Consider the following 22,588-nt stretch of genomic DNA (forward strand, 5'->3'; position numbering starts at 1 on the left):
AGATACAGATGCCGGCCAATCCGCCGCTACAGCAGAGCCGAGCCCACGCTCGGCTCTGCTGTAGCGCTCGAGCCCGGCCGAAAGCAGGATCCACGCCACGCGACGGGCTCAGTCGTCCCAGCCCGCCAGCGCCAGCTTGCCCACCGTGCGTCCGCTGGCCAGGCGCTGATGCGCGATGTCCAGGTTGGCCGCATTGATCGTGCCCAGCGTCTCGCTGAGCGTGCCGCGCAGCTGGCCGGCATCGATCATGCTGGCGGCGCGGCTGAGGATGCGGTGCTGCTCGATGCGGTCGGCGGTGGCGAAGCGCGACCGCGCGAACATGAATTCCCAGTGGATGCCGATGCATTTGGCCTTGTAGGGATCGCCGATGTGCAGCGCGCCACGCGGCTCGACGATCAGGCCGACATGGCCCTGCGGTGCCAGCAGCTGGCCCAGCTCGTCCCAGTAGTGGTCGGTGTCGGCCAGATTGAGCGCCACCTGCACCGCAGCGATGCCCAGCGCCTGCAACTGGGGCTGCAGTGGCTGCCGATGGTCGATCACGTGCGTGGCCCCCATCTGCCGGCACCAGTCGATCGAGGCCTCGCGCGAGGCGGTGGCGATCACCTCGAAACCGGCATGGCGCGCCAGCTGGATCGCCATCGAGCCGACGCCGCCGGCGCCACCGATCACCAGCAGGTGCTGGCCGACATGGCGGCGGTCATCCAGCTGCAGCGGCATGCGCTGGAACAGCAGTTCCCAGGCTGTGAGGGTGGTCAGCGGCAGCGCGGCCGCTTCAGCGAAGTCGAGCGTGGTCGGCTTGCGCGCGACCAGGCGCTCGTCCACCCACTGGTACTGGGCGTTGCAGCCCGGCCGGGTGACGTCGCCGGCGAAGTACACCTCGTCACCGGAGGCGAACAGGATGGCCTCGTCACCAATGGCTTCGACCACGCCGGCTGCGTCCCAGCCGAGCACCCGGGGGACCTCGAGGGTGGCCGGATCGGTGGCGGCCCGCTGCTTGCCATCGACAGGGTTGACCGATACCGCTTCGATCCGCACCAGCAGGTCGCGGCCGCGAGGAGGCAGTGGCGGCGGCAACTGGACATCACGCAGGGCAGGCGCGTATTCACGACTCAGGGCGACGGCTTTCATCACGGCTCCGGCTGGGTTCGTGATCCCATCATAAGGTTCCTCACGTTTCCGCAAACGCGCTGAACCGTGTGATGCAGCGCGTTGCGCAATATGTCGTTTTTTGCGCTTAAACCCCGTCAAACCCTTGCAGCGTGTGGGTCTTGCGGATTTTCATCATCCTGTATAGGGTTTCAACGTCGGACCGGTGGACGGTCGGGCGCAACACTTCACATGTTACGGGACTGTTAACATGGCCTTCACCCGCCTGAGCATAATGTTCGCGGCGGTGGCGTGCTGAATCGGCTGTCGTACATCGACGCACTAGTGCTGGCCCATGCCTCTACCGGTTTCATACCCCCGAAATAGGAGCTGTACTCAATGAACAAGAAGATCCTTACTGCCGCGCTGCTGGGCGGCCTGGCTTTTGCCCAGGCAGCTTCGGCGCAGGAGTTCGATGACCGCTGGTACCTGACCGGTTCGGCCGGCTTCAACTTCCAGGACAGCGACCGTCTGACCAATGACGCTCCGTTCGTGACCCTGGGCCTGGGTAAGTTCATCAGCCCGAACTGGTCGCTGGACGGTGAGCTGAACTACCAGAACCCGAACTTCGACAGCAACCAGGACCTGAACTGGTCGCAGTACGGCGTCTCGCTGGACCTGCGTCGCCACTTCATCAAGGAAGGCCGCGGCTGGAACCCGTACATCGTCGGTGGCCTGGGCTACCAGAAGTCGGAAGAGCAGTACGCTGCCCTGGACAACAACGGTCCGCGCAAGCGTAAGGACGGCAACGTTGCCGCCAAGCTGGGCGTCGGCCTGCAGACCACCTTCGAGAAGCGTGTTGCTGTCCGCGCCGAAGTGGCCTACCGCGCTGACTTCGACGACCAGAGCATCGCCGCCAAGGACGAAAGCTGGTTCGGCGACGTGCTGGCTTCGGTCGGCGTCGTGATCCCGCTGGGCCCGGCTCCGGTCGCGGCTGCTCCGGCTCCGGCTCCGGTTGCCCCGAGCTGCGCCGACCTGGATGACGACGGTGACGGCGTCAACAACTGCGACGACAAGTGCCCGAACTCGCAGCCGGGTCAGACCATCGGTCCGGACGGTTGCCCGGTTCCGGTCTCCATCGACCTGAAGGGCGTCAACTTCGACTTCGACAAGTCGAACCTGCGTCCGGACGCCGTGGCGATCCTGAGCGAAGCCACCGAGATCCTGAAGCGTTACCCGGATCTGCGCGTTGAAGTTGCCGGTCACACCGACTCGAAGGGTACCGACGCTTACAACCAGAAGCTGTCGGAGCGTCGTGCTACCGCCGTGTACAACTACCTGACCAAGAACGGCGTTGACGCCGGTCGCCTGGTCGGCCCGATCGGCTACGGCGAGAGCCGTCCGATTGCTCCGAACACCAACCCGGATGGTTCGGACAACCCGGAAGGTCGCGCCAAGAACCGTCGTACCGAGCTGAACGTCCAGAACTAAGTTCTGACGCTCTGCCAGTAGGACACAGCAGGACCCGGCTTCGGCCGGGTCTTGTTGTTTCTGCGGCCGGGAATCTGGATTTTCATGCGTGAGGGCAACCGTTCGTCGGTATTTTGTCCGTAAAACCAATGAGTTGCCGTATTCATTGAAAGTGGCGCTTGAAAGCTGACGCGGCATTGCTAAACTCGCCGCGTCACTTCCTTCCGTGGATGTCCCTCATGCTGCGCTCTGCATCGGCCGCCGTCCTGGCGCTGGCCCTGGTTCCCGCCGCCCACGCTGCGGTCGATTGCTCGGTCAACACCAGCGCATCGCCGCTGCCGTTGCCGGCCACGACCATCGCGCCGGTGGCCGACGAGCTGTACATCCGCGGCAATCAGCTGGGCATGCCGGCCGGCGTGCTGAGCGGCAACTACGATCCGTCGCAGTCGCTGGACCAGGTGTTGCAGCGCCTGCGCATCGATGGCTGCCAGAGCATCGCCAAGGCCATCCCGAGCGCGCCGGCAGTGAAGCCGAACGATCCGGCGGCCTACAAGCCGCAGACCGAGTTCGACAACACGCCGTGGCGGTTCGACATGAGCCAGAACGGCAAGCGCATGACCGCCGAAGAATTCGATGCCTGGATGAAGGCGCGCGGTGTGCGCGTGGTCAAGGCGCGTCCGGCCCCGGCCGCCACTCCGGCCCCGGCCGAAGCACCGGCTGAGACCAAGCCGGTCGACAAGAAGTAAGCGCCGCGGGGAGCAGAGGCTTGCGTACGCGCCGCCCACCTGCCGCCCCCGCCGCCCGCTCCCACGCATCGCGTGGGCGTGCGGCTCCGAATGTCTCCAGTGGCGTGCGCCACGGCTTGGCGCGCGTGCTGTCCAAAGCCGGCGTGTGCTCGCGCACCGAGGCCGCGCGCTGGATCGCCGAGGGTCGCGTACGCGTGTCCGGCCGCATCGTTCGTGATCCCGAGTTCCCGATTGCCAGTCCGCACCCGCCGATCGAGGTCGATGGCCAGCCGATGGGCGCGCCGCAGCGCCTGTACCTGATGCTCAACAAGCCGCGCGGGGTGGTGACCACCGCGCAGGACGAGCGTGGCCGCGACACCGTGTACCGCTGCTTTGACGGCGCTGGCCTGCCGTGGATCGCGCCGGTTGGGCGCCTGGACAAGGCCAGTGAAGGGCTGTTGCTGTTCAGCAACGATCCGCAGTGGGCCGCGCGCCTGACCGATCCGCAGACCGGGCCGGACAAGACCTACCACGTGCAGGTTGATGGCCTGCCCGATGACGCCACCCTGGCGGCACTGCAGGCCGGCGTGGAGGACGAGGGCGAGTTCCTCGCCGCCCAGGCCGTGCGCGTGCTGCGCAGTGGCGACAAGACCGCATGGCTGGAGGTGGTCCTCGACGAGGGCCGCAACCGTCATATCCGCCGCCTGTTGGCGGCCTTCGACCTGCAGGTGCTGCGCCTGGTCCGGGTCGCGATCGGTGGGCTGGTGCTCGGCGATCTCGGCAAGGGCCAGTGGCGGGTTCTGGAGGTCAGCGACCAGCAGCGGCTGGGGGCCGCTGCACCGGGCTGATCACCGCCCGCGGCCGGCAGTTGCCGGCCACCGTTCCAGGCGTAGGGGGCGTCTGGCTGTCGAAATTCCCGAACGGAGCCTGCCATGTACCACCCGACCCTCAATCAAACCCTGCGCTGTGCAGGCCTGCTGCTGCCGATGGTGCTGCTGACCGCCTGTGGCGGCCACAAGAAGGTGGCCAAGGCGGAAACGCCTGCCGAGACCCCGGTGGTGGAAGTGAAGACCCCGGAGCTGGATGGTCGCGGCAGCTACCGCTTCCTGATGAGCAACGGCGACAAGAAGATGACCGCCGATGAGTTCGATGCCTGGATGAAGGCCAACGGCATCCGCGTTGCCAAGGGCAACGGCCAGGACGCTGCCGCCAAGCCGGTGGTGGTGGCCAGCAAGGAAGAGCCGAAGGGCAAGAAGAAAAAGAAGTGACGCCGGGAGGTGCCGACCTGGGTCGGCACGCTTTGGGTGATGGGGTCAGAACCCTTTCCTGTGGAAAGGGATCCGACCCCGGCCATGATCAGCCCTTGACCACGCCCAGTTCGATGCCGATGCGGGTGAAGGCATCGATCGCGCGGTCCAGGTGCTCGCGGCTGTGCGCGGCGCTGATCTGGGTGCGGATGCGGGCCTGGCCCTTGGGCACGACCGGGAAGAAGAAGCCGATGGCGTAGATGCCTTCTTCGAGCAGGCGCTCGGCGAACTTCTGCGCCAGCGGTGCGTCATACAGCATCACCGGGCTGATCGGATGCACGCCCGGCTTCACGTCGAAACCGGCGGCGGTCATCTTTTCGCGGAAGTAGGCGGTGTTCTCGGCCAGGGTGCTGCGCAGGTCGTCGGCGGCAGCCAGCATTTCGAATGCCTTGATGCCGGCGGCCACGACGTGCGGCGGCAGCGAGTTGGAGAACAGGTACGGGCGCGAGCGCTGGCGCAGCAGTTCGATCACTTCGGCGCTGGCGCAGGTGAAGCCGCCCAGTGCGCCGCCCATGGCCTTGCCCAGGGTGCCGGTGATGATGTCGATCTTCTCCAGCACGCCCTTGACCTCGGCCGAGCCGCGGCCGGTGGCACCGAGGAAGCCGGTGGCGTGGCACTCATCGATGTGCACCAGCGCGTTGTACTTCTTTGCCAGCGCGGTTATCTCGTCCAGCGGCGCGATGAAGCCGTCCATCGAGAACACGCCGTCGGTGGTGATCAGCTTGGTCTTGCAGCCGGCGGCATCGGCAGCCTGCAGCTGGGCTTCCAGGTCGGCCATGTCGCAGTTGGCGTAGCGGAAGCGCTTGGCCTTGCACAGGCGCACGCCGTCGATGATCGAAGCGTGGTTCAGCGCGTCGGAAATGATCGCGTCGTTCTCGCCGAGCAGCGGCTCGAACAGGCCGCCGTTGGCGTCGAAGCAGGCCGCGTACAGGATGGTGTCCTGCTTGCCGAAGAAGTCGGCGATCTGCTTCTCCAGCTGCTTGTGCAGGTCCTGGGTACCGCAGATGAAGCGCACCGAGGCCATGCCGAAGCCGTGGGTATCCAGTGCGTCCTTGGCGGCCTGGATCAGGTCCGGATGGTCGGCCAGGCCCAGGTAGTTGTTGGCACAGAAGTTCAGCACCTTGCGGCCGTCGTCGAGGGTGATCTCGGCCGACTGCGGGCTGGTGATGATCCGCTCGGACTTGAACAGGCCCTGGGCGCGGATGGCGTCCAGTTCCTCGGCGTAGTGGCGGGTCAGGGCGGAGGAGGCGTCGGTCATGGCGTGGGCACGGCTCTGAACGGGAAACCGCTGATTCTACCGGGCATCGCCGCGTGCCAACCGGCCCGGATGGGGCATCGCCACGGCCGGCACATGTTGCATCGCAATAGCAAACTGGTTAAAAATTCGTGAACCGGAGCTGTCCCGTTCCGGCTGAAACGCCCGCTCCCCGCCTTCCACGCCACCGCCCCCACCGGAGACGCTCATGAAGCACGCCCGTGCCTGCCTCGCCATTGCCGCTGCCCTGACCCTCGCACCGTTCGCGGCCAGCGCCCAGGAAAACGAATCGCCGTACAGCTGGAACGTGACCGCCGTTTCCGATTACCTGTTCCGTGGCGTGTCGCAGACCGACGAGAAGCCGACCCTGCAGGCAGGCTTCACCTACACCTCGCCGGTGGGCCTGTACGCCGGTGTCTGGGGTTCGGGCGTGGACTTCGGTCCGGGCGACCCGAACACCGAGATCGATTACCAGATCGGCTACGGCGTGGACGTCACCCCGCGCGTCAACTTCGATGTGCTGCTGAACCGCTATACCTACATCGGTGGCAGTGACCAGAACTACAACGAGCTGGTCACCACCACCACGCTGGATGAGACCTACAAGCTGACCGTGGCCTACACCAACGACCAGTGGAACAGCGGTACCGACGGCTGGTACTACGGTGTCGGCGGCCAGTGGGGCCTGCCGCAGGAATTCACCCTCAACGCCAATGTCGGCCGCAGCCGCTTCGAGAAGGGCCTGGCCAAGAACTACACCGACTGGAACGTCGGCGTCGCACGCCAGTTCGGCATGTTCAACGTGGGCCTGGGCTACTACGGTACCGACAGCAACGGCCGCGAGAACTCGGGCAAGCTGGCACACAGCCGCGTGCTGCTGACCGTGGCGATCGGCAAATAACCCGCGCTTCGGTAGGTGCCAGGCTTGCCTGGCACGCTTTACGAAAAAGGCGCCCATCGGGCGCCTTTTTCATTTCGGTAGCGCCGGGCCATGCCCGGCGTCGCCGTGTGCCGGGTCAATTCCAGCTCAATACAACCTTGCCGGCCTTGCCTTCTTCCATCAGGTCGAAGCCCTTCTGGAAGTCGTCGATCGGCAGCTGGTGGGTCATCACCTTGCCGAGCGGGAAGCCGGACAGCACCAGTTGGGTCATCTTGTACCAGGTCTCGTACATCTTGCGGCCGTAGATGCCCTGCACGGTCAGGCCCTTGAAGATGATCTTGTCCCAGTCGCAGCCGGCGCCCTTGGGCATGATGCCGAGCATGGCGATCTTGCCGCCGTGGTACATGCAGTCGAGCATGTCGTTGAACGCGCGCGGGTTGCCGCTCATTTCCAGGCCCACGTCGAAGCCCTCCATGTGCAGTTCCTTCATCACGTCCTTCAGCGACTGGTTGGCGACGTTGACCACGCGGGTGGCGCCCATGTCGGCGGCCAGCTTCAGGCGGAAGTCGTTGACGTCGGTCACCACCACGTTGCGCGCACCGATGTGCTTGCAGATGCCGGCGGCGATGATGCCGATCGGGCCCGCGCCGGTGATCAGCACGTCTTCACCGATCACGTTGAACTCCAGCGCACAGTGCGCGGCGTTGCCGTACGGGTCGAAGAACGCAGCCAGCTCCGACGGGATCTGGTCCGGGATCGGCCACAGGTTGCTGGCCGGCATCACCATGTATTCGGCGAAGGCGCCGTTGACGTTGACGCCGATGCCGACGGTGTTCGGGCACAGGTGCGGGCGGCCGCCACGGCAGTTGCGGCAGTGGCCGCAGACGATGTGGCCTTCGGCCGAGACGCGCTGGCCGATCTCATAGCCGGTCACTGCTGAGCCGAGTGCGGCGACGCGACCGACGAACTCGTGGCCGATGGTCAGGCCCGGCTTGATCGTGCGCTGGCTCCACTCGTCCCACAGGTAGATGTGCAGGTCGGTGCCGCAGATCGCGGTCTTCTCGAGCTTGATCAGGACCTCGTTCGGGCCCGGGGTCGGAACCGGAACTTCTTCCAGCCAGATGCCCTTGGCCGCTTCGCGCTTGACCAGGGCCTTCATCGTTTGCTGCGCCATCGGGGTGGAACTCATCAGGGGGAAAGCGCGGATTATAGGGTGCCGCGCGGATTTCCCATGTTGCGCTGCGGGTGCAGTGGCGGAACGAAAGGCGTGCGCCGGCGGGCGTTTCGAACGTACTGCGAACAGGGGCGTCGCTTCGCTCGCCGGGCATGGCTCGGCGCTACCGTCCGAGGCCAGGGGACTGTGGGGAGGCGAGAGGCCAGGCCGATGCAGGACCGTGAGCGCCATGGATGGCGCGACCGAGCCCCCATGGATGGGTTTACGGCGTGTCCTGCATCGGCCTGGCCTCTCGCCTCTGACCGATCGCAATGGAGACGCTGAACGGTGGAAGCACCTGATTGCATGACTTCCGGGGTTCGGGCCGGGGCAGGGCAGCGGGCTACAATCGAGGGTTCCACTACCAGGGGCCGCTCCATGCGCTCGAACCTGCTTGCATTCTCCATCGTCGCCAGCCTTGGGCTGGTCCAGGTCGCCCATGCCGCAGAAGGCATGTGGGTGCCGCAGCAGCTGCCGGAAATCGCCGGCCCGCTGCAGAAGGCCGGCCTGAAGCTGTCCCCGGAACAGCTGGCCAACCTGACCGGCGACCCGATGGGCGCGGTGGTTGCGCTGGGTGGCTGCACCGCCAGCTTCGTCTCGCCGCAGGGCCTGGTGGTCACCAACCACCACTGCGCTTATGGCGCCATCCAGCTGAATTCGACCGCGCAGAAGAACCTGATCAAGGACGGCTTCAACGCGCCGACCCTGAAGGACGAACTGAGCGCCGGCCCGAACGCCCGCGTGTTCGTGCTCGACCAGATCACCGACGTCACCGCCCAGGCCAAGGCCGCCATTGCCGGCGCCGGCAACGACCCGCTGGCCCGCAGCCGCGCACTGGACGCCTTCGACAAGGCCCAGGTCGCCGCCTGTGAAGCCGATGCCGGCTTCCGCTGCCGCCTGTACAGCTTCTCCGGCGGCAACACCTATCGCCTGTTCCGCAACATGGAAATCAAGGACGTGCGCCTGGTCTACGCGCCCCCGGGCAGCGTAGGCAAGTTCGGTGGCGACGTCGACAACTGGATGTGGCCGCGCCACACCGGCGATTTCTCGTTCTACCGCGCCTACGTCGGCAAGGACGGCAAGCCGGCCGCCTTCGCCGCCGACAACGTGCCGTACCAGCCCAAGCACTTCCTGAAGTTCGCCGACCAGCCGCTGGGCGCCGACGACTTCGTGATGGTGGCCGGCTACCCGGGCCGCACCAACCGCTACGCCCTGGCCGGTGAATTCAACGAAACCGCCAGCTTCACCTACCCGACCATCGCCAAGCACTACAACGCGGTGCTGAAGATGATCGCCGACGCCGGCAAGGCCGACGCCGACGTCAAGGTGAAGTACGCCGCCACCGCCGCCAGCATGAACAACGTGGCCAAGAACTACCTGGGCCAGCTGGAAGGTTTCAAGCGCATCGACGCAGCCGGCCAGAAGCAGGCCGAGGAAGCCGCCGTACTGGCCTGGCTGAAGAAGCAGGGCGCTGCCGGCAAGCCGGCCCTGGCGGCACACGCGCAGCTGCTCAAGCATCTGGATACCAGCAAGTCGACCCGCGAGCGTGACCTGTTCGTCGGCCAGTTCAACAACACCTCGGCCGTTGGCGCGGCGATCACCCTGTACCGCCTGTCGATCGAGCGCAGCAAGCCGGATGCCGAACGCGAAGCGGGTTACCAGGAACGCGACCTGACCACCATCGAAGGTGGCCTGAAGCAGATGGACCGCCGCTACGTGGCGAAGATGGACCAGCAGCTGCAGACCTACTGGCTGGACCAGTACGTGGCCCTGCCGGCCGCGCAGCGTGACAACGAAGTGCTGAACAAGTGGCTGGCCGGCAGCGATGCCGCTGCGGTGAAGTCGCTGGTGGCCAAGCTGGGCGGCACCGAACTGGGCAGCCTGGACACCCGCCTGAAGTGGTTCAAGGCCGACCGTGCCGCGTTTGAAGCCAGCAGCGATCCGGCCATCCAGTACGCCGTGGCCGTCATGCCGGCACTGCTGAAGCAGGAAGAGCAGAAGAAGATCCGCGAAGGCGAATCGCTGACCGCGCGTCCGCTGTACCTGCAGGCCGTGGCCGACTACAAGAAGAGCCAGGGTGAGTTCGTCTACCCGGACGCCAACCTGTCGCTGCGCATCACCTTCGGCAACGTCATGGGCTATGGCAAGGACGGCGTGAAGTACACCCCGTTCACCACCCTGGAAGGCGTGGCGGCGAAGGAAACCGGTGAAGATCCGTTCGATTCGCCGAAGGCGCTGCTCGACGCGGTCAAGGCCAAGCGTTACGGCGGCCTGGAAGACAAGCGCATTGGTTCGGTGCCGGTCAACTTCCTGTCCAACCTGGACATCACCGGCGGCAACTCGGGTTCGCCGGTGCTGGACGCCAACGGCAAGCTGGTCGGCCTGGCATTCGATGGCAACTGGGAATCGGTCAGTTCCAACTGGGTGTTCGACCCGGTGATGACCCGCATGATCGCCGTCGATAGCCGCTACATGCAGTGGATCATGCAGGAAGTGGCGCCGGCGCCGCAGCTGCTGAAGGAACTGAACCTGGCCAAGTAAGGTTCGCGGTCCCTGGCGGTTCATCCACGCATGGCGTGGATCTACTGCTTGTACCGGACGGTAGTGCCGGCCGCTGGCCGGCAAACCCGACCCGAGGGCCGGGAGTACCGAAACCCCGCGACGCAGGTCGCGGGGTTTTTTCATGCCCGACCCGGCCGGGTGCGCCGAACAGGTATCATCCCTGTTCCGCGTACTTCACAGGATGTGAACGAAACGCGGAAACCTCCTCCCCCCAGGACCCCTTGCACGCATGCGCATCCTGCTTGCCCGCCACGGCGAAACGCCGTGGAACGCCGAAGGCCGCTACCAGGGCCAGATCGATATTCCGCTTTCACCGATCGGTGAAGCCCAGGCCCAGGCACTGGGTGCCCGCCTGGCCTCGGTCGACATCACCCGTGCCGTCGCCTCGCCGCTGTCGCGCGCGCAGCGCACAGCGCAGCTGGCGCTTGGCGCCGCCCGTGCCGACATGCTGCTGACCGAGCCGGAGCTGCAGGAAATTGCCCACGGTGAGTGGGAAGGACTGCTGGCCAGCGAAATCAACGAGAAGGATCCGTCGCGCCTGCAGGCCTGGCGCGAGGAGCCGGATACCGTGCTGATGCCCGGCGGCGAATCGCTGCGCCTGGTGCTGGAGCGCAGCTGGCGCGGCCTGGCCCGTGCCACCGAAGGCCTCGGTGAGCACGACACCCTTCTGGTGGTGGCCCATGACGCGGTGAACCGCGTGATCCTGTGCAAGGTGCTGGGCCTGCCGATTTCCCGCCTGTGGACCTTCCGCCAGGCGCCGACCACGCTCAACCTGCTCGAAGGCGCCGACCTTGACAGCCTGGAAGTGGTGCGCCTGAACGACTGTGCCCACCACACGCCGTTCTTCGGCGAAGCCAAGCACCGCGCACTCTGACCCGCCACACCGAACCACCTGTACCTGCTGGAAGCACTGCCGTGACGAACACCCCGACCACCCTGGCCGACTGGCTGGACTACATTGAACGCCAGCACCCTGCGACCATCGACATGGGCCTGGAGCGCGTGCGCGCCGTGGCCACGGCGATGGGCCTGGGTACGCCGGCCCAGCGCACCATCGTGGTCGGTGGTACCAACGGCAAGGGCTCGACCGTGGCCTTCATCGAGGCCATCGGCCGTGCTGCCGGTTGGAAGGTTGGCGCGTACACCTCGCCGCACCTGCTGCGCTACAACGAGCGCGTGCGCATCGACGGGCAGGACGTGGACGATGCGGCGCTGGTCGCTGCGTTCAATGCGGTCGAAGCCGCGCGTGGCGAGACCACGCTGACCTATTTCGAGTACGGCACGCTGGCCGCGCTGCAGTTGTTCGCCGACGCCGGGCTGGACCTGGCGGTACTGGAAGTGGGCCTGGGCGGTCGACTGGATGCGGTCAACATCGTCGATGCCGACGTGGCGGTGATCACTACCGTGGACATCGACCATGCCGAATGGCTGGGCGAGGACCGTGAAGCGATCGGCACCGAGAAGGCCGGCATCATCCGTGGCTGGAAGCCGGTGATCCTGGGCGAGACCGATCCGCCGTCGAGCGTGCTGGCACGTGCCTATCTGGTCGGCGCCAATGCGATCCGTGGCGGCAGCGACTATTTCTACGAGCCGATCGATGCCCAGCGCTGGCGCTGGCGCGACGTCGGCCTGCGCATGGAACTGCCGACACCGGCGCTGGCCGGCCCGATCCAGCTGGCCAATGCCGGTGCCGCCATCGCTGCGCTGCGCGCGCTGGACAAGCCGGTGCCGCGTGCGGCGTGGGCTGCCGGTATCGCGGCGGCGCGCATCTCTGGCCGCCTGCAGGCGTTCGAGCGTGACGGTGTGCAGATCCGCGTCGACGTCGGGCACAACCCGCAGGCCGCGGGCCAGCTGGCGCGCGCACTGAAGGCCGAAACGTCTGCCGGGCGTACCCTGGCGGTGTACGCCGCGCTGCAGGACAAGGACGCGGTGGGCGTGGTGCAGGCATTGCAGGACGTGGTCGGCGAGTGGACCCTCGCCGGCCTGGACGGCCCGCGCGGGCAGAGCGCCGCCCAGTTGCAGGCGCGCCTGGCCGGGACCACCGCCGCCAGCGCGCAACTGGCCGATTCCGTCGAACAGGCACTGGCGCAGGTACTGGCCCGGGCCGGGCGCGGCGACCGCGTACTGGTGTTCGGCTCCTTCCATACGGCGGCTGCCGCGTTGCAATGGTTGCAGGGCGGCGCCTGATCCGCGTTCAGCCAATGCCGACGCCGTCCGGTCCGGCACCCGTATAATCGACCGCAACCTCCGGACAGTTGCCGCCTCACGTGGATACGCCTCTGAAACAGCGTCTGATTGGTGCCATCGTGCTGGTCGCACTGGCCGTGATTTTCCTGCCGATGCTGGTCAAGGGGCCTGCACCGGACAGCGGTGTGGCCTCGGTGCCGATCGCCGCGCCGGATGCCCCCGCCGATGGCCAGTTCGAAACCCGTGAACTGCCTCTGGTTGCTCCGGCCGGTGGAGCAACCGGCCTGCAGACCGGACAGGCCAAGCCGCTGCAGGAGGCCGCCGCGCCGGCCACGCCGCCGACCGTGGACACGTCCCCGGCGGTTGCCGCCGGCAACTACGCGGTCACTTTTGGTGCGTACGGCAGCAAGGCCGACGCCGATGCGGTGATCGCCTACCTGAAACGCTCGCAGATGCCGGGCTTCGCCGAAACGACCACCATCAGCGGGCGTCAGGCGTGGCGTGTGCGCGTCGGACCGTATGCCGATCGTGCCCAGGCCGAGGCTGCCCGTCTGCAGGCTGTGAAGATCCGCGCCGATGTGAAGGCCGAAGTCATTACCCTGGATGCTGCGGCGGTCGCCGCCGCGCCGGCGCCGACGGCCAGCACCCCGGTGGCGGCCACCACGCCGTCGGCCACCAGCAACCCGGTGCGCAGCGAAAGCCTGCCGCCGAGCCCGCCGACCGCGACCACCACGCCGGCTGCCAAGCCGGAGCCGCCCAAGCCGGCGCCGAAGCCCGAGACCCCGAAGCCGGAAGCCAAGCCTGAGCCGAAGCCGGAGGCCACCGCCAGCAAGCCGGCGACGGCGCCGACCACACCGGCAGCACCGGCTGCCAGCGGCGTCGGCTTCGCCGTGCAGCTGGGTGCGTTCGGCCAGGCCAACGATGCCAATGCGCTGCGTGACAAGGTCCGTGCCGCCGGCTTCAGCGCCTTCGTCGAGCAGGTGCGCACCGAAAAGGGCACCCTGCATCGCGTCCGCGTCGGACCGGTGGCCAACCGGGCCGACGCCGAGCAGCTGAAGGCGCAGGTCGCCGCCAAGGTTGGCGTCGCCGGCATGGTCCGACCGCACCCATGACCCACGCGCAGGCCCGTTGCCAGCGCCGCCGAAGGAGCGGGGCGCCATGATCGACGTGGTGCTGCTGATCGTGATCGCCGCCTCGACCCTGCTCGGGATGCTGCGTGGCTTCGTGGGAATCGTCATCGGCACGTTGTCGTGGCTGCTGGCCGCGTGGGCGGCCTTCGCCTTCGGCAACGATGCGGCGCGCTGGTGGGCGGCCCCGGCCGCCCCCGGCGGCGAGCATTTCGTCGGCGGCTACCTGGGCGTGGGCATTGGCGTGATGATCGTGGTTGCGGTGATCGGCATGGTCATCAAGGCGATGATCCACCGCAGCATGCTGACCAGCCTGGACCGGTTGCTGGGCGGTGTACTGGGAGCCGTGCGCGGCGGCCTGATCGCGGCGATCCTGGTGCTGCTGGCTGGCTTCACCCCGCTGACCGCCGAACCCTCCTGGAAGCGCTCGGCGGTCCGCCCGGTGCTGAACCCGGCCGTGGCCTGGATGAACGGGAAGCTGCCGCACTGGCAGGTGCCCGGCGCCGATCTGCTGCCCAAGACCTTGCCGACCGACATGCTGTCCCCATCTGCATTGATGGAGTTGGGAAAGAGCGCAGGCGCCGATTTGGGAAAGCCGGGCGCGGCAGGCGATAATGGCATCCTCAACCAGGTAGTGGCGGGCAGCGGATGGCTGCGGCCCGCGAAAGCGGAACAGGGCGACGCATACGATCCGGCCGAAGTGCGCCCGGACGCCCCAGCACTGCCAGACAGTATCGAGCCGGGCGATCCGGCCAATGTCGACCGCAGGCGCGGCGACCACCGCGGCCAGGTACGGCCACCTTCCTTGTAACTGGGCACAGCCCAGCGGAGACCTCGCACCATGTGTGGCATCGTCGGAATCGTCGGCAACCAGAACGTCGCCGGGCAGTTGTATGACGGCTTGACCGTTCTCCAGCACCGTGGCCAGGACGCGGCGGGCATCGCCACCGCCAGTGGCAGCCGCCTGCGCGTGCAGAAGGCCACCGGCCTGGTCCGCGATGTGTTCGATGCCCGCACCATGTCCACTCTGGAAGGCAGCGTCGGCATCGCCCACGTACGTTACCCGACCGCGGGTTCGGAAGGCATGGACGAGGCACAGCCGTTCTATGTGAACTCGCCGTACGGCATCGCGTTGGCCCACAACGGCAACCTGATCAACACCGAGGCGCTGCGCCAGCAGGTGTTCGAACAGGACCGCCGCAACGTCAACACCGATTCGGACAGCGAGGTGCTGCTGAACGTGTTCGCCTACGAACTGGAGCAGCAGCGCCAGCTCAGCCCGGAAGCTGCGATCCGCGCGGTGGCCGGCGTGCACCGCCGCTGCAAGGGCGGCTATGCGGTGGTCAGCGTGGTGCTGGGCCTGGGCCTGGTCGCCTTCCGCGACCCGCATGGCATCCGCCCGCTGGTGCTGGGCAAGCGCAGCCACGCCGAGGGCGATGAGTACATCGTCGCCTCCGAATCGGCCGCGCTGGACGTGCTGGGCTTCCAGCGCGTGCGTGACGTGCAACCCGGCGAAGCGCTGGTGATCACCGCGCGCGGCGAGCTGTTCTCGGAAATCTGCGCCGAGCCGGCCGAGCACACTCCGTGCATCTTCGAGTACGTGTACTTCGCGCGCCCGGATTCGATGATCGACAACGTCTCGGTGCACAAGGCGCGCATGCGCATGGGCATCAAGCTGGGCGAGAAGATCCTGCGCCTGCGCCCGGACCACGACATCGACACCATCATCCCGATTCCGGATACCTCGCGCGATGCCGCGCTGGAGATCTCCAACGTGCTCGGGGTGAAGTACCGCGAAGGCTTCATCAAGAACCGCTACATCGGCCGCACCTTCATCATGCCGGGGCAGGGTGAGCGCGTGAAGTCGGTGCGTCGCAAGCTCAACCCGATCCACCTGGAGTTCCGCAACCGCGTGGTGCTGCTGGTGGACGATTCGATCGTGCGTGGCACCACCAGCCAGCAGATCGTGCAGATGGCCCGTGATGCGGGCGCGCGCAAGGTCTACCTGGCCAGCGCCGCACCGCCGGTGCGCTACCCGAACATCTACGGCATCGACATGCCGGCGGCCGAAGAGCTGGTCGCGCACAACCGCACGGTGGAAGAGATCGAGGCCCACCTGGGCTGCGACTGGCTGATCTACCAGGACCTGGAAGACATGGAAGCGGCGGTGAGCGAGGGCAACCCGGCGCTGCGCAACTTCGATTCGTCCTGCTTCAACGGCCACTACCCGACGGGTATCGAGCCGGGCTACTTCGAGCGCATCCAGCAGCTGCGCTCGGACGACGCCAAGCACAAGCGCCGCGCCTGAGGTCCAGGCGTGGTTGAGGTGCCCGACGTTGGAGGTGACCTGCTGCGCGCGGCGCAGCAGTGCCTGGCCGAAGCCGACCCGCTGCGCAAGGTCGCGCTGACCCAGGTGTATGCCGCCGCGTTCCGTGCCGGTCGCCTGAAGGTGGCCGCCGATGCGCCGCCGCCGGAACCGATCCGCATGCCCGGCCGGCCGGCGCAGCTGGTGCTGGTGCATCCGCGCGAAGTACCGCGGCGTGGACTGGGCGGCGTGGAAGGGCGAGCGGCCTTCATCCACGCCATCGCCCACATCGAACTCAACGCGATCGACCTGGCCTGGGATGCGGTGTACCGCTTCCGCGGCCTGCCGCCGGCGTTCCATGCCGACTGGGTCAGCTGTGCCGACGACGAATCGCGGCACTTCATGCTGCTGCGCGAGCGCCTGCAGGCGCATGGCCACGATTACGCCGATTTCCCCGCGCACAACGGCCTGTGGGAAATGTGCGAAAAGACCGCGCATGATGGCCTGGCGCGCATGGCGCTGGTGCCGCGCGTGCTTGAAGCGCGCGGCCTGGACGTCACCCCGGGCATGATCGAGAAGCTGCGCAACGTCGGTGATGGCGAAACCGCCGACGTGCTGGAAGTGATCCTGCGCGAGGAAGTGGCGCATGTTGCCGCCGGTTCGCGCTGGTACCGCTGGTACTGCGACCGCGCCGGCGTCGAACCGCGCGCGCGGTTCAAGGAGCTGCTGGTGGAATACGCCGGCGGCTACCTGCATGGGCCGTTCAACATGGAAGCGCGCCTGCTGGCCGGCTTCGATGCCGACGAACTCGCCAACCTGGTCGAACAGGCCGGCTGACAAAAAAAGGGGACGGAGGGAATTAAGTCGTTTATGCATAAACGACTTAATTCCCTCCGTCCCCTTTTTTCATGCGTTCGGCAGCACCACGCGCTTGCCATCCACCGTTGGCCGGTTGATGTAGAACAAGCCGGGGCCCGGTCGATACGGCAGCTCGCTGACGCCGGCGTCGGCGGCATAGGTCAGCGCGGTGTCGCCCAGCGCGTCGAAATTCCAGTGCGCCGACTGCATCAGGTAGCGCCGCCGCAACAACGCCTCCTGGGTCTGGGTCAGCGCCTGTCCTGCCACCAGCCGCCGAGCGATCGGCTGCAGGGCGGCGGGTAGTTCCCAGCCGGGAACCTCGGCGGCGTTGGCGTGCCATTGCACGCCGGCATCGATGGCGTGCTGCTGCATCACCTGTAGCGCGATCAACTGGTAGCGCCAATCGATGCGCCGGCGCAGCACCACGGCGGCGGTGACATACAGCATCGGGGAGAGCAGCACGCTGCGGCTGCCGGCGCGACGCTGCTGCTGCCACTGGTGCCAGACATCGACCCAGACCTCTTTCTCGTCAACACCCAGCTGTTGCCGCCAGCGCTCGGCGTCGGCCTGTGCTTCGGCATAGGCCGTGGTGGCCTGCAGGACCGCCAACGGTGGCGTCTGGTAGTCAGCCACGGTCGAGCGGCGCAGCAACTGCCTGCGTGGACGACTGAGCAGCTTGGGCCCTTCTTCGAGCTGGTTGTAGCCGCCGCCGATGTTGGCGTGCACGCCGGGCAGCGCGATCTCGGGGAAGGGAGGCGACACACTGGTGAGCGGGTAGTGCTGGCGATGCTCGTCGCGTGCGCTCAGCTGCAGCACCTGCCTGGCAACGCCGGCCTGCAGTGCGAGATGGGGTTGTTCGTCGGCGCGGCCACCGTTGACCGCAACCACGGTGTCGAACAAGCCGATGAAGCGCAGCACCGGTTCTGCAGGGGCGAGGTCCGTTGCGCAGGACAGGCCGGCGGCCTGCAACAACTGTCGCCAGTGCGTGCCATCCCAGGCCTGCAACTGGTGGGCGACATCGCGCGCGGCGGCTGCACCCCGTGAAAAGCCGAACAGATCCAGTTGCACGCGTCGCAGGGGTTGCCGCCAGCGCGTAGCAAGCGCGCTCAATGCAGCCGGCAGCAATACCTGCAGCGCACGCTGCACTTTGGCGCGCACACCGCTGGCACCGATACCGAACGCCAGTCCGATCAGGTCGTCGTCGGCGTCATCGCGGGTACCGACACCTTCCACGTAGATCGACAGCGAGGGGGTGGCCGATGTGCCGGTGCGGCTGTCCGGGTACAGCTGCTGCAGGCGGGCGATGTTGGTCAGGCCGTTGTCGTAGCTGCTGGTCAGCCGGCTCTGGTAGGTCGAATCGTCATCCGCACGCAGCTGCGCCGGGCGTGGTTGCGGCAGCTGGGGTCGACCACGCGCCAGGTTGTGTGCGTTGTTGCGAGTGCCATCGAAGAACAGGCCTATCCGCAGCAAGCCGACATCTTCGTCCGTGTCCAGCGGTGGTGCCATGTGCATTCCCCGTCGTGGCTGCGTCACGGTAGCGCGAAAGCGGTGTATTGGCGAAGTGTAGTGACGCTTTTGACCTGACTGAACGCAGATGCGGTCGATCACAAATCCTGACTTTCATTCCTCTCGCCTATTGAATTCACACGACCCGCGCAGGCCATATGGCCAAACCCGGCAAACCGGGTCGTGCTGCATCAACGCTGTTCACATCATTCAAGGAGCGACGCAATGTTGTCCAGATCGATTGGTAAAGCGGCAGGTGGCCTGGTGTTGGGTTTGTCGGTGGCGGCGGCCGCGCATGCGGCACCGTTGTTCGAGCCGGTGACAGTCATCAGCCGCGCATCGGCAAACAGTGAGCCCGCGCTGGGCAAGCTGCTGGCCACCCCGTCCACGGCGACGGTACAGGAAGTGCGTGTCGATGCAGCTGCCACCGCACAGCCGCAGCTGGAATTCGAACTGCTCGGCCAGCGCGTGCAGGCGGTGCGCAGCAAGGTTGAAGCGCTGCCCGATGGCGGCAGCATCTGGTACGGCCAGTTCCGTTCGCCCTCGGACAAGCTGACCGCGGCCACCTCCAACGGCCAGGACGACCCGGGCAATTCGCTGATCCTGGTGCGCTCGGGCAACACCATCACCGGCTCGATCCGCAAGGATGGAAAGCTGTACCGCCTGCGCCCGCTGGGCAACCGCCACGTGCTGGTGGAAGTGGATGAATCGCGGATGCCAGCCGATCATCCGGCCGACTACAACCAGCTGCCGAAAATCCCGATGGGCAACAATGACCGCATCGGCATCGCACAGGCTTCGTCCGGCACGCCGGCCACCATCCGCGTGCTGGTGGTGGCGACCAATGCCGCCGTCACCGCCTATGGTGGCAACATGCAGTCGCTGGTGCAGCTGGCGGTGGCCGAGTCCAACCAGGGTTATGTCAACAGCAACGTCGGCATCACCATGGAACTGGCCCGCTACGAGACCACCAACTACACCGAATCGGGCAGCTTCGATACTGACCTGGCGCGCTTCCGTGGCACCAGCGACGGCTACATGGACAGCATCCACACCAGCCGGAACACCTACGCGGCGGACGTGGGCGTGCTGCTGATCAACAACACCGCCTACTGTGGCCTGGCCTCGGGGATCGGCTCGACCGCGTCGACGGCGTTCGCTGCGGTGTACTGGGATTGCGCGACCGGCTACTACTCGTTCGCGCACGAGATCGGGCATCTGCAGAGCGCACGGCATGACATCGCCACCGACTCGAGCACCTCGCCTTACGCCTACGGCCATGGCTATCGCTACGAGCCGGCCACCGGCACCGGCTGGCGCACGATCATGGCCTACAACTGCACCCGCAGCTGCCCGCGCCTGAACTACTGGTCCAACCCGAACATCAGCTACAACGGCATCCCGATGGGCAATGCCAGTACCGCTGACAACCAGCGCGTGCTGGTCAACACCAAGGCCACCATCGCGGCCTTCCGCTGAGTCCGTACGGTCCGCGGCCGCCTTGCGCGGCCGCGGATGTCCTGCCGGCGGGAATTACCCGCGGGCCAGGGTATCCAGCGACCAGCCGCTGGCATCCACGCGCAGCACCGAACCCTGTTCGTACCAGTCGCCGAGCACGATGCGGGTGCGGTCGCGCCCACCGGCCAGCAGCGTGTGGATGGCCGGGCGGTGCGTATGGCCATGGATCATGGTGTCCACGCCGTGGCGCACGAAGGTGGCATCGACTTCGGACGGGGCTACGTCGGTGACGGTCTCGAACTGCGCGCGATCGCCCTGCTTCATTTCCGACTGGCGGGCCTGGCTGGCCTCGCGCGCCTTCTGCGCGAAGGCGATGCGTGCGGCCAGCGGCTGCGACAGGAACTGCGCCTGGAATACCGGGTCGCGCGTCTGTGCACGGAACTGCTGGTAGGGGATGTCATCAGTGCACAGCAGGTCACCGTGCTGCAGCAGCACCGGGCGGCCGTACAGCTCGATCACGCACGGGTCGGGCAGGATGCGCAGGCCGGCACGGCGCGCGTAATCCTCGCCGAGCAGGAAGTCGCGGTTGCCGCGGATGAAGTACACCGGCACGCCGCTGTCGGACAACACCTTCAATGCATCGGCGACCGCATCGGCGGCAGGCGAGGGGGTGTCGTCGCCGATCCAGGCCTCGAACAGGTCGCCGAGGATGTACAGCGCATCAGCGCCGGGCGCCTGTTCGCGCAGGAAGCGCAGGAACAGGTTGGTGATCTCCGGACGGCTGGGGTCCAGGTGCAGGTCGGAAATGAACAGCGTGGTCATGCCTGCATTCTAGGCCATCAACGATGACGGTAGCGCCGGGCCTTGCCCGGCAGCGGTCGTCACACCGGCAGCGGCAGCCAGGTCAGGCTGGCCGAAGCCAGCAGGACGGCGATGCCCGTGGCGGCAAGCACGTCGGAGGGATAGTGCAGGCCGAGCACCACCCGTGACAGTGCGACGCCGAGCGTGAACGGCACCAGCAGCGGTGCCAGCCACGGGTAGTAGGCCAGCGCGACGATGGTGAACGACACCGCGTGCAGGGTGTGCCCGGAGGGGAAGCTGAATTCGTCCAGCGGCGCCACCCAGGCGCGGATGCGCAGATCGGCCGCGTAGGGCCGAGGGCGCCGGGTCCAGCGCTTGAGGCCTTTGTACAGCAGCAGTGCGGCCAGGCCGGTAGCGGCCATGTGCACCGAGGCGCGCAGGCCATCGAAGCCGTCCAGCACCACCAGCGCGCCCATCAGCACATACCAGAACACGCCATCGCCGAGCCGGCTGATGACCGAGAACAGGCGGCGCACGCGGCGGCGCCGGCAGTAATGGTTCGCCCGCCGGCACAACCGTGCTTCGCGCCCTGCCAGCAGTTCAAGCGGCGTGGTGCGCATGACCGCTCCTCCGCAACTGCGAAAGCTCGGCCAGCAACGCATCGAACTCGGCCACCACCTGCTGTGGATGCAGTCGCTTCATCGCGCGCGCGGCATTGCCGCCCAGTTCGCGGCGTTGCGCGTCATCGGTGGCCAGTTGCAAGGCGGCCTCGATGAACTGCTCGTCGCTGTCCACCGCCGCGCCGTTCTCGCCGTTGCGCAGGTACTCGCGTGCGGCGCCGTAATCGAAGGCCACGGTGGCCACGCCGCTGGCCATGCTTTCCAGAGTCACGTTGCCGAAGGTCTCGCTGCGGCTGGGGAACAGGAACAGATCGCCGCTGGCGAAGTGCCGCGCCAGCGCATCGCCGCGCTGGATGCCACAGAAGATGAAGTCGGGATTTTCATGTGCCAGCTTTTCGCGGGCCGGGCCATCTCCCACCCACACGAAGCGTGCCTTGGGCCGGATCTGCTGCAGCCGGCGGAATGCCTTCACTGCCAGGCCGAGGTTCTTTTCGGCGGCAATGCGGCCGACATAGATCGCCACCAGGCCGTTGCCATCCACGCCCCATTCCTCGCGCAGCGCGGGATCGCGCCGGCCCGGATCGAACTGCTGGCTGTCCACCGCGCGGGCCAGCAGGCGCACGCGCTCGAAGCCCTGTTCGCCGAGGAACTGCTGCAGTTCGCGGGTCGGCACCAGGGTAGCGTCCGCCTGGTTGTGGAAACGGCGCATCCAGCGCATGGCGGCGGCCTGCAGCCACGCCACGCCATAGTCGGGCAGGTATTCGTCGAAGCGGGTGTGGAAGCCGCTGGCGACCGGAATGCCGAGGCGGCGCGCGGTACGCAGTGCGGACCAGCCGAGCGGACCTTCGGTGGCGATGTAGACCGCATCCGGGCGCTGTTTCTGCCAGTGGCGGCCCAGCCGGATCGGAGCCGGCAGTCCGAAGCGCAAGCCGGGGTAGCGGGGCAGGCCGGCGCCGGGAACCAGCAAGGTGCCGGGTGCCGAATCCAGCGCTTCGGTGGACTGGCGGGGGCGGACGAGGTCGATCTCGTGTCCGGCAGCACGCAGACCCTGCTCCAGGCCCTGTACGGTGAGGGCGACGCCGTTCACTTCCGGCGGATAGGTCTCGGTGACGATGGCATAGCGCATGGCGGGCCTCCCGGTTTCCGGCATGCTCGGGCCTGGCGATGTAGCCGACATGACCGCTTTGCGACCGTCAGATGACGGTGGCGCCGGCCACCGTATGGGCGC

Annotated in this window: 20 protein-coding genes; 13 read left to right on the plus strand and 7 right to left on the minus strand. The window is 66.9% G+C overall.

Going from position 1 to position 22,588, the window contains the following annotated elements:
• Positions 1 to 108 precede the first annotated feature (108 nt).
• On the minus strand, positions 109 to 1,128 hold the full coding sequence (locus EGM71_RS04150) for a zinc-binding alcohol dehydrogenase family protein (protein WP_188487975.1): 1,020 nt from the start codon (positions 1,126 to 1,128) through the stop codon (positions 109 to 111).
• A gap of 357 nt (positions 1,129 to 1,485) precedes the next feature.
• On the opposite strand from EGM71_RS04150, the gene EGM71_RS04155 reads away from it, so the two are divergent.
• The 4 genes from EGM71_RS04155 to EGM71_RS04170 all read left to right on the plus strand — a co-directional run bounded on the left by EGM71_RS04155 (position 1,486) and on the right by EGM71_RS04170 (position 4,549).
• Positions 1,486 to 2,577: an OmpA family protein gene (locus EGM71_RS04155; protein ID WP_014036117.1), complete on the plus strand. Its 1,092-nt coding sequence runs from the start codon at positions 1,486 to 1,488 to the stop codon at positions 2,575 to 2,577.
• A gap of 218 nt (positions 2,578 to 2,795) precedes the next feature.
• Positions 2,796 to 3,302, plus strand: a complete 507-nt coding sequence (locus tag EGM71_RS04160; RefSeq protein ID WP_188487977.1) for a hypothetical protein — start codon at positions 2,796 to 2,798, stop codon at positions 3,300 to 3,302.
• 20 nt (positions 3,303 to 3,322) lie between these two features.
• A complete protein-coding gene (locus EGM71_RS04165) occupies positions 3,323 to 4,129 on the plus strand; it encodes a pseudouridine synthase (protein WP_223224533.1) in 807 nt (268 codons plus the stop codon).
• 84 nt (positions 4,130 to 4,213) lie between these two features.
• Positions 4,214 to 4,549, plus strand: coding sequence for a hypothetical protein (locus EGM71_RS04170; RefSeq protein ID WP_087921651.1), 336 nt, complete (start codon positions 4,214 to 4,216; stop codon positions 4,547 to 4,549).
• An 88-nt stretch (positions 4,550 to 4,637) separates the two neighbouring features.
• On the opposite strand, the gene kbl is transcribed toward EGM71_RS04170, so the two are convergent.
• On the minus strand, positions 4,638 to 5,846 hold the full coding sequence (kbl, locus tag EGM71_RS04175) for a glycine C-acetyltransferase (RefSeq protein WP_188487981.1): 1,209 nt from the start codon (positions 5,844 to 5,846) through the stop codon (positions 4,638 to 4,640).
• A 205-nt stretch (positions 5,847 to 6,051) separates the two neighbouring features.
• Between kbl and EGM71_RS04180 the strand changes: the two genes are divergently transcribed.
• On the plus strand, positions 6,052 to 6,744 hold the full coding sequence (locus tag EGM71_RS04180) for a TorF family putative porin (RefSeq protein WP_188487983.1): 693 nt from the start codon (positions 6,052 to 6,054) through the stop codon (positions 6,742 to 6,744).
• A gap of 115 nt (positions 6,745 to 6,859) precedes the next feature.
• Here the strand turns inward: EGM71_RS04180 and tdh are convergent, their stop codons facing one another.
• Entirely contained in the window at positions 6,860 to 7,882 is a 1,023-nt protein-coding gene (gene tdh, locus EGM71_RS04185) for an L-threonine 3-dehydrogenase (protein WP_010483949.1), read from the minus strand.
• Between the two features lie 432 nt (positions 7,883 to 8,314).
• Between tdh and EGM71_RS04190 the strand changes: the two genes are divergently transcribed.
• The 7 genes from EGM71_RS04190 (at position 8,315) to EGM71_RS04220 (ending at position 16,954) form a co-directional block, all read left to right on the plus strand.
• Positions 8,315 to 10,477 carry a S46 family peptidase gene (locus tag EGM71_RS04190; protein WP_188487985.1) on the plus strand — a complete coding sequence of 721 codons (2,163 nt, stop codon included), beginning with the start codon at positions 8,315 to 8,317 and terminating at the stop codon, positions 10,475 to 10,477.
• Positions 10,478 to 10,727: 250 nt separating this feature from the next.
• Positions 10,728 to 11,372 (plus strand): histidine phosphatase family protein, encoded by a 645-nt coding sequence (locus tag EGM71_RS04195; RefSeq protein WP_010483945.1) that lies wholly within the window; start codon positions 10,728 to 10,730, stop codon positions 11,370 to 11,372.
• A 41-nt stretch (positions 11,373 to 11,413) separates the two neighbouring features.
• On the plus strand, positions 11,414 to 12,685 hold the full coding sequence (gene folC / locus EGM71_RS04200; RefSeq protein ID WP_188487987.1) for a bifunctional tetrahydrofolate synthase/dihydrofolate synthase: 1,272 nt from the start codon (positions 11,414 to 11,416) through the stop codon (positions 12,683 to 12,685).
• A gap of 80 nt (positions 12,686 to 12,765) precedes the next feature.
• On the plus strand, positions 12,766 to 13,797 hold the full coding sequence (locus tag EGM71_RS04205) for an SPOR domain-containing protein (protein WP_188487989.1): 1,032 nt from the start codon (positions 12,766 to 12,768) through the stop codon (positions 13,795 to 13,797).
• Positions 13,798 to 13,843: 46 nt separating this feature from the next.
• Entirely contained in the window at positions 13,844 to 14,623 is a 780-nt protein-coding gene (locus EGM71_RS04210) for a CvpA family protein (protein ID WP_014036126.1), read from the plus strand.
• Positions 14,624 to 14,653: 30 nt separating this feature from the next.
• The gene (gene purF, locus EGM71_RS04215; protein ID WP_032129068.1) at positions 14,654 to 16,120 is read left to right on the plus strand and encodes an amidophosphoribosyltransferase; all 1,467 of its coding nucleotides are present in this window, start codon (positions 14,654 to 14,656) and stop codon (positions 16,118 to 16,120) included.
• 9 nt (positions 16,121 to 16,129) lie between these two features.
• Entirely contained in the window at positions 16,130 to 16,954 is an 825-nt protein-coding gene (locus EGM71_RS04220; protein ID WP_188487991.1) for a ferritin-like domain-containing protein, read from the plus strand.
• A 69-nt stretch (positions 16,955 to 17,023) separates the two neighbouring features.
• Here EGM71_RS04220 and EGM71_RS04225 read toward each other — a convergent pair whose 3' ends face one another.
• A complete protein-coding gene (locus tag EGM71_RS04225) occupies positions 17,024 to 18,481 on the minus strand; it encodes a DUF2235 domain-containing protein (protein WP_188487993.1) in 1,458 nt (485 codons plus the stop codon).
• 225 nt (positions 18,482 to 18,706) lie between these two features.
• Between EGM71_RS04225 and EGM71_RS04230 the strand changes: the two genes are divergently transcribed.
• A complete protein-coding gene (locus EGM71_RS04230) occupies positions 18,707 to 19,960 on the plus strand; it encodes a zinc-dependent metalloprotease (protein WP_188487994.1) in 1,254 nt (417 codons plus the stop codon).
• Between the two features lie 54 nt (positions 19,961 to 20,014).
• Here EGM71_RS04230 and lpxH read toward each other — a convergent pair whose 3' ends face one another.
• From lpxH to EGM71_RS04245, 3 genes are read right to left on the minus strand one after another with little or no spacing between them, the layout of a single operon-like run.
• On the minus strand, positions 20,015 to 20,761 hold the full coding sequence (gene lpxH, locus EGM71_RS04235) for a UDP-2,3-diacylglucosamine diphosphatase (RefSeq protein WP_188487996.1): 747 nt from the start codon (positions 20,759 to 20,761) through the stop codon (positions 20,015 to 20,017).
• Positions 20,762 to 20,820: 59 nt separating this feature from the next.
• Positions 20,821 to 21,360 carry a phosphatase PAP2 family protein gene (locus EGM71_RS04240; RefSeq protein ID WP_188487998.1) on the minus strand — a complete coding sequence of 180 codons (540 nt, stop codon included), beginning with the start codon at positions 21,358 to 21,360 and terminating at the stop codon, positions 20,821 to 20,823.
• On the minus strand, positions 21,341 to 22,486 hold the full coding sequence (locus tag EGM71_RS04245; RefSeq protein ID WP_188488000.1) for a glycosyltransferase family 4 protein: 1,146 nt from the start codon (positions 22,484 to 22,486) through the stop codon (positions 21,341 to 21,343). The genes EGM71_RS04240 and EGM71_RS04245 overlap by 20 nt, the downstream gene beginning before the upstream one ends.
• Positions 22,487 to 22,588: the final 102 nt, after the last annotated feature.

This window comes from Stenotrophomonas maltophilia, from assembly GCF_006970445.1.
GTDB classification, from domain to species: Bacteria; Pseudomonadota; Gammaproteobacteria; order Xanthomonadales; family Xanthomonadaceae; genus Stenotrophomonas; species Stenotrophomonas maltophilia_AU.